Here is a 13420-nt window from a genome sequence, read left to right on the forward strand (position 1 = left end):
TTAACCCTCTCCCGCTCCGGGGGAGGGTAATTTCCCCTCAAAATCCCGTCTGACAATATCCAGCGCTTTCAATACTGTCTCGGCCGGGATGGCATGGTTTTCCAGCAGCATAATTAAATCCACAGCCAGTTTGACTTCATCCGGTGCACTGTCGAGCGACATAGATCTCTCCTGTTATCGGGTTAATTGCGCGATGACGCGCTCAATTTCGTCCAGCGCCTGGCGACAGCGCAGCAGGCGTCCATCCAGTGCGGTGATTTCGCGCAGCAAACGCTGCTGCTCTTCCAGAGTTTGCGCCGCGTTCAGGCGCGCTTCGCGATCGCGTTTCATGTCATGCAGACGGCGTTCAAACTCCTGATGTTCCAGCCGCTTACGTTGCCATTTCTCGCGGCCGTGGCCGGGACTATCCCATGCCCTTAGCGGCCAGGCGGCAATTTCACGATGCAGGGCGGCTATCTGTTCTGCCAGGTGTTCAGCCAGCCAGGCCACCTGGGCGGTCTGCTCTTTTTCTACCGCATGACGGAGTTCATCCAGATTGTGCTGCGCCTCGGCCAGATAATCCTTCATCAGCGTGCTGCGGCTACGAAACAGTTGCCTGTCAAAACGCGGCTTGAGTGTGGCGTGCTGCATCAGCGGCCTGGCCTGCTCGTGCAGGGCCGTCATCTGCTTTTGCAGCGTCTGTAAAAGCAAGGCTGTTTTCAATCCGCTCTCCAGTGGTACAGTAGCCATTCAGTTTGATAACGATTCGCATTATGCAGCGTACTATTTTAATCATCATTGGCTGGCTTGCGGTAGTGCTCGGCACCCTGGGTGTCGTATTACCTTTATTGCCGACGACCCCCTTTATCCTGCTGGCGGCCTGGTGTTTCGCCCGCTCGTCGCCGCGTTTTCACCACTGGCTGCTCTGGCGCTCGTGGTTTGGTGGCTATTTGCGCCACTGGCAGCAATACCATGCTATGCCGCCGGGCGCCAAACCCCGGGCCATCGCCGTGATACTTATTACGTTCGCCATTTCATTGTGGTTGGTGAAAATGATGTGGGTGCGGATCCTGTTGCTGGTGATATTGAGCTGCCTGCTGATATTTATGTGGCGGATCCCGGTGATTGACGAAAAGCAACAAAAGCAATAATGGTCTGCGATGGCAGTTGCAATTCTCGCGCGCAGCCAGTAAATTCGACCGTTTTCGAGCACAGGCACGCCTGGTTAAAGGATAAACAAACTCTCCTTTAGCCGTTTCGACGCGCGCCGTGAGTAACACCGTTTTTTATCAGGCATAAACTTATGACCGCAACTGCGCAGCAGCTTGAATTTCTCAAAAACAGTATCAAAAGTATCCAGGACTATCCAAAGCCTGGCATTCTTTTCCGCGACGTCACCAGCATGCTGGAAGACCCGAAAGCTTACGCCCTCAGCATTGAACTGCTGGTAGAGCGTTTTAAAGACGCCGGGATCACGAAAGTGGTTGGCACCGAAGCACGCGGTTTCCTGTTTGGCGCTCCGGTTGCGCTGGCGCTGGGCGTCGGTTTTGTGCCGGTACGTAAACCGCGCAAACTGCCGCGCGAAACCATTGCCGAAAGCTACGAGCTGGAATATGGCACCGATCAGCTGGAAATCCACGTGGATGCCATTAAACCGGGTGACAAAGTCCTGGTTGTGGACGATCTGCTGGCAACCGGCGGTACCATTGAAGCGACCGTGAAGCTGATTCGTCGCTTGGGTGGCGAAGTGACCGATGCTGCGTTCATCATCAACCTGTTCGATTTGGGTGGTGAGCAGCGCCTCGAAAAACAGGGCATCACCAGCTACAGCCTGGTGCCATTCCCGGGTCACTAATCCCTCTCCCACAACCTCGCCCATTGGGTGAGGTTGTGTTAGCATTACCTCCCTGTTTATCCACCTTCCAGCGTTGCAGAGCCTGCCCATGAGTTATCAGGTGTTAGCCCGAAAATGGCGACCCCAAACCTTTGCTGACGTTGTCGGCCAGGAACATGTGCTCACCGCCCTTGCGAATGGTTTATCGCTAGGACGCATTCATCACGCCTGGCTCTTCTCCGGCACGCGCGGCGTGGGGAAAACGTCCATCGCCCGCTTGCTGGCGAAAGGTCTCAACTGCGAAACCGGCATCACCGCCACGCCGTGCGGTGTATGTGACAACTGCCGCGAGATCGAGCAGGGGCGGTTTGTCGATCTGATCGAGATCGATGCCGCTTCGCGCACCAAAGTCGAAGATACCCGCGATCTGCTGGATAACGTTCAGTACGCCCCGGCCCGTGGTCGCTTCAAGGTCTATCTGATCGATGAAGTGCACATGCTTTCGCGCCACAGCTTCAATGCGCTGTTAAAGACGCTGGAAGAGCCGCCTGCGCACGTGAAATTCCTGCTGGCGACTACCGATCCGCAAAAGCTGCCGGTAACGATCCTTTCCCGCTGCCTGCAGTTCCACCTGAAGGCGCTGGATGTTACGCAAATCCGCGATCAGCTGGAGCGCATTCTTACTGCCGAACAGGTTGAGCATGAGCCACGTGCCCTGCAACTGCTGGCTCGCGCCGCCGACGGCAGCCTTCGCGATGCGCTGAGTCTGACCGATCAGGCCATTGCCAGCGGTGATGGCAAACTCTCCACCGAGGCGGTCACCTCCATGCTGGGCGCTCTCGACGACGATCAAGCGCTGTCGCTGATCGAAGCGGTGGTTGCGGCGGATGGCGAACGCGTGATGTCGCTGGTGAATGCCTCTGCGGCCCGCGGCGTCGAATGGGAAGCCTTGTTGGTTGAGATGCTGGCGCTGCTGCACCGTATTGCGATGGTTCAGCTTTCACCCGCCGCGCTCGGCAGCGATATGGCTGCTATTGAGCAGCGCATGCGCGAACTGGCCCGTACCGTCCCGCCAGCGGATGTACAGCTCTACTATCAGACGCTGCTGATCGGCCGCAAAGAGCTGCCGTTCGCGCCGGATCGTCGGATGGGCATTGAAATGACGTTACTGCGTGCGCTGGCATTCCACCCGCGCATGCCGCTGCCTGAACCCGAAGTGCCCCAGCAGTCGTTCGCCCCGGTCGCGCCCACGGCGGTACTAACGCCGACGCAGACCGCACCGCAACCCTCGGCTCCGCCTGCGCCACGCCAGGAGGTGCCGCTGTCGGATGCCACCAGTTCGGTGCTGGCTGCCCGTAGCCAGTTGCAACGTGCTCAGGGAGCATCTAAACCAAAAAAGAGTGAACCGGCAGCGCCAGGCAGAGCGCGGCCGGTGAATAACGCCACGCTGGAACGCCTGGCATCGGTTACCGAGCGCGTGCAAAAGCAGCCATCTGCGGCCAATGCTGAGCAAAAAGCGCCGGCGAAGCCAGAGGCTTACCGCTGGAAAGCGACGACCATAACCGAAGAGGTGAAGGTTATGGTCGCGACCCCGAAGGCGCTGAAAAAAGCGCTGGAGCATGAAAAGACACCGGAGCTTTCGGCGAAGCTGGCCGAGGAGTCGCTGGCACGCGATGAATGGGCCGCAGAGGTCAACAAACTGAAGCTGCCCAAGCTGGTGGAGCAGGTGGCCCTCAACGCCTGGCGTGAACAGGAAGAGAATCGCATCTGTCTGCATCTGCGCCCGGGTCAGCGACACCTCAATTCTGCCAGCGCGCAGCAGGTATTGACTGAGGCGCTCAGCACATTACGGGGTGCGCCGGTTGAATTGACCATCGTTGAAGATGATAATCCGGCGGTGCGCACGCCGCTTGAGTGGCGTCAGGCGATTTATGAAGAGAAACTCGCGCAGGCGCGTGAGTCAATTATCGCGGATAATAACATTCAGACTCTGCAGCGCTTCTTTGATGCTGAGCTGGATGAAGAGAGTATTCGCCCCATTTGATCGTGAGTTTGGCTTACGGTTGTCCTGTTTAACGTGAAAGAAGAGAGAAGCCTATGTTTGGTGGTAAAGGCGGTCTGGGTGGTCTGATGAAGCAAGCCCAGCAGATGCAGGAAAAAATGCAGAAGATGCAGGAAGAGATCGCGCAGATGGAAGTCACGGGCGAATCAGGTGCCGGTCTGGTGAAAGTGACCATCAACGGTGCGCATAACTGCCGTCGCGTTGAAATCGACCCAAGCCTGCTCGAAGATGACAAAGATATGCTGGAAGATCTGGTTGCGGCAGCTTTCAACGATGCTGCTCGTCGTATCGACGAAACCCAGAAAGAGAAAATGGCCTCTGTCTCCTCCGGAATGCAGTTGCCGCCAGGCTTTAAGATGCCGTTCTGATGCAAACCAGTCCGCTGCTCACGCAGTTAATGGAAGCCTTGCGCTGCCTGCCGGGTGTAGGCCCGAAGTCAGCGCAGCGCATGGCGTTTACGCTCTTGCAGCGCGATCGTAGCGGCGGGATGCGTCTGGCGCAGGCACTGACCCGCGCCATGTCAGAAATTGGTCACTGTGCAGACTGCCGTACCTTTACCGAGCAGGAGGTGTGCAATATCTGTACGAACTCGCGTCGCCAGGAAAACGGCCAGATTTGCGTGGTGGAGAGTCCTGCGGACATCTACGCCATTGAGCAAACCGGGCAATTCTCTGGTCGCTATTTCGTGCTGATGGGGCATCTGTCGCCGCTTGACGGTATCGGTCCGGGCGATATTGGCCTTGATCGGCTTGAGCAGCGACTTGAGTCTGAGACCATTAAAGAGGTGATCCTCGCCACCAACCCAACGGTGGAGGGGGAAGCCACCGCCAACTATATTGCCGAGCTGTGTGGGCAATATGGCGTTGATGCCAGCCGCATCGCCCACGGCGTGCCGGTGGGCGGCGAGCTGGAAATGGTGGACGGCACCACGCTGTCACACTCCCTGGCCGGACGACACAAGATTATTTTCTGACCAAACGGAGGCGGCGTTCACCGCCTCCGCTTGAAAACTCCCCCCCTTATCCCCATCTCTCACTCAACGTTTTTACCACCCCATTAAATGGCATTGTTGAGGTCGACTTAGATGAAAGGACAAGAAACCCGCGGTTTCCAGTCAGAAGTAAAACAGCTTCTGCACCTGATGATCCATTCCCTGTATTCCAATAAAGAGATCTTCCTGCGCGAGCTGATTTCCAACGCCTCGGATGCGGCGGACAAGCTGCGTTTCCGTGCGCTCTCAAGCCCGGATCTGTATGAAGGTGACGGCGATCTGCGCGTACGCGTCTCGTTTAATAAAGAAAACCGCACCCTGACCATCGCCGATAACGGCATCGGTATGACCCGCGATGAAGTGATCGACCATCTCGGTACCATCGCCAAATCCGGTACCAAAGCGTTCCTCGAGTCCATGGGCTCCGATCAGGCGAAAGACAGCCAGTTGATCGGCCAGTTCGGCGTGGGCTTCTACTCGGCGTTCATCGTGGCGGACAAAGTTACCGTGCGTACCCGTGCGGCAGGCGAAAGCGCTGAAAATGGCGTGTTCTGGGAATCTCAAGGCGAAGGCGAATACACCGTTGCCGATATCACCAAAGCGGATCGCGGGACCGAAATCACCCTGCACCTGCGTGAAGGCGAAGATGACTTCCTGAACGACTGGCGCGTGCGCTCAATCATCGGTAAATATTCCGACCACATTGCGCTGCCGGTTGAGATCGAAAAACAGGAAGAGCAAGACGGTGAAACCGTCGTCTCCTGGGAGAAAATCAACAAGGCGCAGGCGCTGTGGACGCGTAATAAGTCTGAGATCAAAGACGACGAGTACAACGAGTTTTACAAGCACATCGCCCACGACTTTACCGATCCGCTGACCTGGAGCCACAACCGCGTGGAAGGGAAGCAGGAGTACACCAGCCTGCTGTACATCCCGGCGCAGGCACCGTGGGATATGTGGAACCGCGATCACAAGCACGGCCTGAAGCTGTACGTGCAGCGCGTGTTCATTATGGACGACGCCGAGCAGTTCATGCCGAACTACCTGCGCTTCACCCGTGGTCTGATTGACTCCAACGACCTGCCCCTGAACGTCTCCCGTGAGATCCTGCAGGACAGCACCGTGACCCGCAACCTGCGTAACGCGCTGACCAAACGTACGCTGCAGATGCTGGAAAAACTGGCGAAAGACGACGCAGAAAAATATCAGACCTTCTGGAAACAGTTCGGCCTGGTGCTGAAAGAAGGCCCGGCGGAAGATACCGCTAACGTTGAAGCGATCGCTAAACTGCTGCGCTTTGCCTCCACACATAACGACTCCTCCGCGCAGACCGTGTCGCTGGAAGAGTACGTCTCCCGCATGAAGGAAGGGCAGGAGAAGATCTACTACATCACCGCCGACAGCTACGCCGCGGCGAAGAGCAGCCCACACCTGGAACTGCTGCGTAAGAAAGGCATCGAAGTGCTGCTGCTGTCTGACCGCATCGACGAATGGATGATGAACTACTTGACCGAGTTCGACGGTAAATCCTTCCAGTCCGTTGCAAAAGCTGACGAGTCTATCGATAAGCTGGCAGACGAAGTGGATGAAAGCGCGAAAGAAGCCGAGAAAGCGCTGGAGCCGTTCGTTGAGCGTGTGAAAACCTTCCTGGGCGATCGCGTGAAAGAGGTGCGCTTCACCCACCGTCTGACCGATACCCCGGCGATTGTGACCACCGATGCCGATGAAATGGGCACTCAGATGGCGAAACTGTTCGCGGCGGCGGGCCAGGCGATGCCGGAAGTGAAATATATCTTCGAGTTGAATCCGGATCACCCTCTGGTGAAACGCGCGGCGGATACCCAGGACGAAGCACGCTTTGCCGAGTGGGTTGAGCTTCTGCTGGATCAGTCCCTGCTGGCCGAACGCGGCACGCTGGAAGATCCTAACCTGTTCATTAAACGTGTAAATGCGCTTCTGCTGGCGTAATTGACCCTTACCCCTCACCCAGCCCTCTCCCCAAAGGGGAGAGGGTGTTCAATTTCCCTCTCCCCTTTGGGGAGAGGGTTAGGGTGAGGGGAAACCTACTGCACTCCGCCAAATAATCTCCCCCGTTAACCGTTTCAGCCGTCCCGCCTTCCTTGAGCCACATCCGTTCTGATGGTATTGTTTAGCGCTTTTGAAAAATTGAACCAACTTTTGAGGGGATTTTCGCAATGCGTATTATTCTGCTTGGCGCTCCGGGCGCGGGTAAAGGAACTCAGGCTCAGTTCATCATGGAGAAATACGGTATTCCGCAAATCTCTACCGGTGACATGCTGCGTGCCGCTGTTAAATCTGGCTCCGAGCTGGGCAAACAGGCGAAAGACATCATGGACGCAGGCAAGCTGGTCACCGACGAGCTGGTTATCGCCCTGGTGAAAGAGCGCATTGCGCAGGAAGACTGCCGTAACGGTTTCCTGCTGGACGGCTTCCCACGCACCATTCCGCAGGCTGATGCTATGAAAGAAGCGGGCATCAACGTGGACTACGTTCTGGAGTTCGACGTACCGGACGAGCTGATCGTTGACCGTATTGTTGGTCGTCGCGTGCACGCTGCCTCTGGTCGCGTTTACCACATCAAATTCAACCCGCCGAAGGTTGAAGGTAAAGACGATGTGACCGGCGAAGAGCTGACCACCCGTAAAGACGATCAGGAAGAGACCGTGCGTAAACGCCTGGTGGAATATCATCAGATGACCGCGCCGCTGATCGGCTACTACTCTAAAGAAGCGGAAGCGGGTAACACCAAATACGCGAAAGTTGACGGCACCCAGGCCGTTGCTGATGTCCGTGCAGAGCTGGAAAAGATCCTCGGCTAAGTGCACGTTTCTCACCCGGATCTCCGGGTGAGAAACATTCTCATCCCACCTATTACAGCAATGGGTTTCGTTTACCCACATTTCCGCTACAATTGACCCCTATTCAAATGGTTAAGAGGCGTGAATGAGTCAGGCGAAAACAGGCATCCTGCTTGCCAATCTGGGTACCCCAGAAGCCCCCACCCCTGCGGCGGTAAAACGCTACCTGCGTCAGTTTTTAAGCGATACGCGCGTCGTGGATACCCCGAGATTACTCTGGTGGCCGCTGCTGCGCGGTGTCATTCTGCCGATTCGTTCCCCGCGCGTCGCAAAGCTCTATCAATCCGTCTGGATGGAGGAGGGCTCGCCGCTGATGGTCTATAGCCGTCGTCAGGAGAAGGCCCTGGCCGCCCGGTTACCGGATATGCCCGTTGAGCTGGGGATGAGCTACGGCAAACCCTCCCTGAAAAGCGCCGTCGAAGCGCTGCTGGCCCAGGGGGTTGAGCACATTGTGGTACTGGCGCTCTATCCGCAATACTCCTGTTCCACGGTAGCCGCCGTCTGGGATGAGCTGGCGCGCATTCTGGCGACCCGCCGCCGCATTCCGGCCGTGACCTTTATTCGCGACTACGCCGATAATGAACTCTACATCCAGGCGCTCGCCAGCAGCGCGCGCGCGTCGTTTGAAAAGCATGGCGAACCGGACCTGCTGCTGCTCTCCTACCACGGCATTCCCCAGCGTTTTGCCAACGAAGGAGACGACTACCCGCAGCGTTGCCGCGATACCACGCGCGAGCTGGTCTCTGCGCTTGGTCTGCCGCCCGAGAAGGTGATGATGACCTTCCAGTCGCGCTTTGGCCGCGAGCCGTGGCTGACGCCGTACACTGACGAAACCCTCAAAATGCTCGGTGAGAAAGGCGTGAAGCATATTCAGGTGATGTCGCCGGGCTTTGCGGCGGACTGTCTGGAAACGCTTGAGGAAATTGCGGTACAAAACCGCGAATTCTTCCTTGAAGCTGGGGGCACAAAGTACGAGTACATTCCGGCACTTAACGACTCGCCGGAGCACATTGAGATGATGGCCTCGCTGGTGACGAACAGCCGCTGATCGCGCTGAAGGCCGGGTTTGTGCTACCATTCCCGGCCCATAATCCTTGCACAGTTCAGACCATGAAATTTCCCGGTAAACGTAAATCCAAACACTACTTTCCCGTCAACGCCCGCGATCCGCTTTTGCAGCAAATTCAGCCGGAAACCGAGACCAGCGCAGCCTGGGTGGTCGGTATCGATCAGACGCTGGTGGATATCGAAGCCAAAGTGGATGATGCGTTTGTCGCGCGTTACGGTCTGAGCGCCGGCCACTCGCTGGTCATTGAAGATGACGTCGCCGAAGCGCTGTACCAGGAGCTGGTGCGTGAAAACCTCATCACCCACCAGTTTGCCGGGGGCACCATCGGCAACACCATGCACAACTACTCCGTGCTGGCCGACGACCGCTCGGTGCTGTTGGGCGTGATGTGCAGCAACATCGAAATCGGTGGCTACGCCTACCGCTACCTGTGCAACACCTCCAGCCGTACCGACCTGAACTATCTGCAGGGTGTAGATGGGCCGATTGGCCGCTGCTTCACGCTGATTAGCGACTCCGGCGAGCGTACATTCGCCATCAGCCCGGGGCACATGAACAAACTGCGCGCGGAGAGCATCCCGGAGGCGGTGATTGCGGGCGCGTCCGCGCTGGTGCTTACCTCCTATCTGGTGCGCTGCAAGCCCGGCGAACCGATGCCGGAAGCGACCATGAAGGCGATCGAGTACGCCAAAAAATACAACGTGCCGGTCGTCCTGACGCTGGGCACCAAATTTGTTATCGCCGATAACCCAGAGTGGTGGCAGGCGTTTCTGAAAGAGCACGTCTCGATTCTGGCGATGAACGAAGAAGAGGCCGAAGCGCTGACCGGCGAAAGCGATCCGCTGCTGGCGTCGGATAAAGCGCTGGACTGGGTGGATCTGGTGCTCTGTACCGCCGGGCCGGTTGGGCTGTATATGGCGGGCTTTACGGAAGAAGAGAGCAAGCGTAAAACCCAGCATCCGCTGCTGCCGGGGGCGATTGCTGAGTTTAACCAGTACGAATTCAGCCGCGCAATGCGCCACAAAGACTGTGTTAACCCGCTGCGGATTTTCTCCCACATCGCACCATATATGGGCGGACCGGAGAAAATCATGAACACCAACGGCGCGGGCGACGGTGCGCTGGCGGCGCTGCTCCACGACATTACCGCCAATGCCTACCATAAAACCAACGTGCCGAACTCCAGTAAGCACAAGTTCAGCTGGCTGACCTATTCGTCACTAGCGCAGGTGTGTAAGTACGCGAACCGCGTGAGTTATCAGGTGCTGAATCAGCACTCCCCGCGCTTAACGCGTGGCCTGCCGGAACGGGAAGATAGCCTCGAAGAGGCGTACTGGGATCGCTAAAAGCAAAAAGGCAACGTCAGTTGCCTTTTTATATTGGCTCCCTCTCCCTGTGGGAGAGGGACGGGGTGAGGGCATCAGCCCGCCGTTACCGTCTCATTTGCTGGCGGTTTCGTCAGCAGCGTCAGCATCGTATTGGCAATCTCGCGTTCGCCCATCACCACCTGATTGGCACCACGTTCAGTAATGTAATCCACCTCATCGTCATAATGGGCGCGGGCGATAATCTCGATATTCGGGCACTTTTCGCGGGCGGTCGCTACAATCTCTCCCGCTTCATAGCCATTCGGAATAGTCAGCAACAGCCAGCGGGCGCAATCCAGATGGGCCAGATTCATGATCTCTTCGTTGGCCGCATTGCCCAGCACGGCACGTATTCCGCGCTCTCGCAGCTCATCCACGCGGGTGCGTGAGGTCTCAATTACCACCAGCGGTACGCCCTGTGCCATTAATTTCTCACCCAGCAGGCTGCCGACGCGGCCGAAGCCCACCAGCAGCGCGTGGTTGCAGATATCGACCGGGATCTGTTTCTCATCTTCAATGGCCTCTTCCAGCGTCTGCTCATCCAGGGTCTCGGTCTTGTCGAGATACTTCTCCAGCAGGGCAAACAGCACCGGATTCAGCATAATGGAGAGGATCGCCCCCGCCAGCACCAGGTTCTGTCCGGCCTGCGGCAGCAGATTCAGCGCCATCCCCAGACCCGCAAGAATGAAGGCAAACTCACCAATCTGCGCCAGACTGGCGGCGATGGTCAGGGCGGTGCGCGGCGAGTGGCCGAACATACGCACCAGGAAGAAGGCGATAAGCGACTTGCCGAAGATAATGATGGCCAGCGTACCCAGCACTGCCAGCGGCTGATCGATCAGAATGAGCGGATCGAACAACATCCCCACCGAGACAAAGAACAGCACCGCAAAAGCATCACGCAGCGGCAGCGTGTCGTGGGCGGCACGATGGCTCAGCTCGGATTCATTCAGCACCATACCGGCGAAGAACGCTCCCAGCGCGAAGGAGACGTCGAAGAGTTCAACGGCACCGAAGGCAATGCCCAGCGCCAGGGCCAGTACGGAGAGGGTAAACAGTTCGCGTGAACCGGTAGCAGCGCTGCGGGCCATAATCCAGGGGACCAGACGGCGGCCCACCAGCATCATGATAGCGATAAACGCCACTACCTTACCGATGGTGATACTCATATCCAGCGCCAGCGTGGCCAGGCCGACGTTATCTTTCTCGATCATCCCTGCGACGGCTGGCAACAAGACCAGCGTCAACACCATCACTAAATCTTCCACAATGAGCCAGCCGATAGCGATCTGCCCGCGCTGGCTGTCTATTAACTGTCTCTCTTCAAGCGCACGCAGCAGCACTACGGTACTGGCGGTAGAGAGGCAGAGCCCAAAGACGATACCGGTCATCAGCGACCAGCCCAGCAGTGCTGAAAGCGCCATTCCCAAAAGCGTCGCCACCCCTATCTGGGCGATTGCGCCGGGTATGGCGATCGACTTTACCGCCATTAAGTCCTTTAGAGAAAAATGCAGACCCACACCAAACATCAGCAGGATCACGCCCAGTTCTGCCAGTTCAGGCGCAAGTTTAGTATCAGCAACGAAACCCGGAGTAAATGGCCCTGCCAGCACACCCGCTAATAAATAACCGACCAGAGGAGATATACGAAGTTTGTTGGCAATCATGCCAAGAATAAAAGCGAGCACAAGACCACCAACAATGGTGGTGATAAGCGGTGTGGCGTGGTGCATTCCGTCTCCTTTCGTAGCTGTGTTGATCCATTTTTGGTGGTTAACCAAAAAACCTGGTAATAGTTTATGACAAAATTAATGATTATGTTTATGAATAATTGTTGAAATTTGAATAAAAGAGCAATAAGCGTGAAAAAAAGCAGATTCGGACAAATTAACCCGAGGAGAGAGAGGAGAGGCTTGTGCCATAAGGGGAGGAGGCGGCCAAAGTTTGAGTTTGGCCGCGGGTAAATCAGTCTTTTTGCCGGTTATCAGGCAGGAATATGGTCAACATCCCCAGAAGAGGCAGGAAAGCGCATATTTTGTAGACCAAAAAGATACTGGTATGGTCGGCAATCAGCCCCAGAACCGCTGCCCCAAGGCCTCCCATGCCGAAGGCAAAGCCGAAAAAGAGCCCTGAAACCATACCGATACGGCCCGGAAGTAGCTCCTGAGCGTAAACCAGAATGGCGGAAAATGCCGAAGCGAGGATAAAACCAATTATCACCGTTAAAACGCCCGTCCACCAGAGGCTGGCATAGGGTAAAACAAGGGTGAAAGGGGCAACGCCAAGGATAGAGCCCCAAATCACATATTTACGCCCAATCTTGTCGCCCAGTGGCCCGCCAATAAAGGTCCCGGCAGCAACTGCAAACAAGAACGCAAACAGGTGGAACTGGGCGTTCTGCACCGATAAGCCAAATTTTTCCATCAAATAAAAGGTGTAATAGCTGCTAATGCTGGCCATATAGAAGTATTTCGAGAAAATCAGCATTAACAGAATGCTGATGGCCAGGATCACCTTATCCCGGGGCAGCGGATTAACTACAGGTGCCTTAGGTTTGCCCTTGTTGACACGATGTTGAGCAGCATACCAGCGGCTGATTTGCGCCAGGACCACGATGGCCAGCAGCGCTGCCAACACAAACCACGCGACATTCCCTTTACCGTAAGGGGCGATAATTACTGCTGCCAGCAGTGGCCCCAGTGAGCTCCCAAAGTTACCGCCCACCTGGAATAAGGATTGCGCCAGACCGTGACGGCCACCGGAGGCCATCCGCGCCACGCGCGATGACTCAGGATGAAATACGGAAGAGCCCGTACCCACTAGCGCCGCCGCGACCAGCACGGCTTCAAAGCTGCCCGCCATCGCCAGCAGAACCAGCCCGCTTAGGGTAAAGCACATGCCAATCGGTAGCGACCAGGGCATCGGATACTTATCTGTCCAGTAACCCACCACCGGCTGCAACAGCGATGAGGCCAGCTGGAAGGTGAGGGTAATCATGCCTATCTGCACGAAAGTGAGTGAGAATTCGCTCTGCAGCAGCGGATAGATCGCCAGAATCAGCGACTGAATCATATCGTTAAGCAGATGCGAGAGGCTGATGGCACCGAGAATGCCAAAAGAAGTGCGCGCCTTCGATGACGATGGCGGAGCGCCGGAGGCCGGCTGGGTTGTTTCACTGATTGCCATAAATACCACGTCGGATGTTATTAGAAATGCAGGGTGTAATTATTATTCAACTA

Annotated in this window: 13 protein-coding genes and 1 other annotated feature; of the genes, 9 read left to right on the plus strand and 4 right to left on the minus strand. The window is 56.5% G+C overall.

The window, feature by feature from the left end:
- Both rsmS and priC read right to left on the minus strand, forming a co-directional pair.
- On the minus strand, positions 1-162 hold the full coding sequence (rsmS, locus tag JZ655_RS04770; protein WP_046884430.1) for a pleiotropic regulatory protein RsmS: 162 nt from the start codon (positions 160-162) through the stop codon (positions 1-3).
- Positions 163-174: 12 nt separating this feature from the next.
- On the minus strand, positions 175-702 hold the full coding sequence (priC, locus tag JZ655_RS04775) for a primosomal replication protein N'' (RefSeq protein WP_207293124.1): 528 nt from the start codon (positions 700-702) through the stop codon (positions 175-177).
- A gap of 50 nt (positions 703-752) precedes the next feature.
- Between priC and JZ655_RS04780 the strand changes: the two genes are divergently transcribed.
- The 9 genes from JZ655_RS04780 to JZ655_RS04820 all read left to right on the plus strand — a co-directional run bounded on the left by JZ655_RS04780 (position 753) and on the right by JZ655_RS04820 (position 10160).
- Positions 753-1130, plus strand: a complete 378-nt coding sequence (locus JZ655_RS04780) for a DUF454 family protein (RefSeq protein ID WP_040076868.1) — start codon at positions 753-755, stop codon at positions 1128-1130.
- Between the two features lie 152 nt (positions 1131-1282).
- Positions 1283-1834 (plus strand): adenine phosphoribosyltransferase, encoded by a 552-nt coding sequence (gene apt / locus JZ655_RS04785; RefSeq protein WP_040076867.1) that lies wholly within the window; start codon positions 1283-1285, stop codon positions 1832-1834.
- Between the two features lie 88 nt (positions 1835-1922).
- A complete protein-coding gene (gene dnaX / locus JZ655_RS04790) occupies positions 1923-3857 on the plus strand; it encodes a DNA polymerase III subunit gamma/tau (RefSeq protein ID WP_207293125.1) in 1935 nt (644 codons plus the stop codon).
- Positions 3187-3251: a sequence feature (DnaX frameshifting element), on the plus strand. (Overlaps the previous gene by 65 nt.)
- 53 nt (positions 3858-3910) lie before the next feature.
- On the plus strand, positions 3911-4243 hold the full coding sequence (locus JZ655_RS04795) for a YbaB/EbfC family nucleoid-associated protein (protein ID WP_032616874.1): 333 nt from the start codon (positions 3911-3913) through the stop codon (positions 4241-4243).
- Complete coding sequence (recR, locus tag JZ655_RS04800) at positions 4243-4848, plus strand: recombination mediator RecR (protein WP_207293126.1); 606 nt, start codon at positions 4243-4245, stop codon at positions 4846-4848. Before JZ655_RS04795 ends, recR begins: the two co-directional genes overlap by 1 nt.
- Before the next feature lie 111 nt (positions 4849-4959).
- Entirely contained in the window at positions 4960-6834 is a 1875-nt protein-coding gene (htpG, locus tag JZ655_RS04805) for a molecular chaperone HtpG (protein WP_207293127.1), read from the plus strand.
- Positions 6835-7061: 227 nt separating this feature from the next.
- On the plus strand, positions 7062-7706 hold the full coding sequence (gene adk, locus JZ655_RS04810; RefSeq protein ID WP_040076861.1) for an adenylate kinase: 645 nt from the start codon (positions 7062-7064) through the stop codon (positions 7704-7706).
- 124 nt (positions 7707-7830) lie between these two features.
- Positions 7831-8793: a ferrochelatase gene (gene hemH, locus JZ655_RS04815; protein ID WP_207293128.1), complete on the plus strand. Its 963-nt coding sequence runs from the start codon at positions 7831-7833 to the stop codon at positions 8791-8793.
- A gap of 62 nt (positions 8794-8855) precedes the next feature.
- Positions 8856-10160: an inosine/guanosine kinase gene (locus JZ655_RS04820; protein ID WP_040076859.1), complete on the plus strand. Its 1305-nt coding sequence runs from the start codon at positions 8856-8858 to the stop codon at positions 10158-10160.
- A 74-nt stretch (positions 10161-10234) separates the two neighbouring features.
- Here the strand turns inward: JZ655_RS04820 and ybaL are convergent, their stop codons facing one another.
- Positions 10235-11914 carry a YbaL family putative K(+) efflux transporter gene (ybaL, locus tag JZ655_RS04825; RefSeq protein ID WP_046884425.1) on the minus strand — a complete coding sequence of 560 codons (1680 nt, stop codon included), beginning with the start codon at positions 11912-11914 and terminating at the stop codon, positions 10235-10237.
- 232 nt (positions 11915-12146) lie between these two features.
- Entirely contained in the window at positions 12147-13367 is a 1221-nt protein-coding gene (locus tag JZ655_RS04830) for an MFS transporter (protein WP_207293129.1), read from the minus strand.
- Positions 13368-13420: the final 53 nt, after the last annotated feature.

Source organism: Leclercia pneumoniae (genome assembly GCF_017348915.1).
Taxonomy (GTDB): domain Bacteria; phylum Pseudomonadota; class Gammaproteobacteria; order Enterobacterales; family Enterobacteriaceae; genus Enterobacter; species Enterobacter pneumoniae.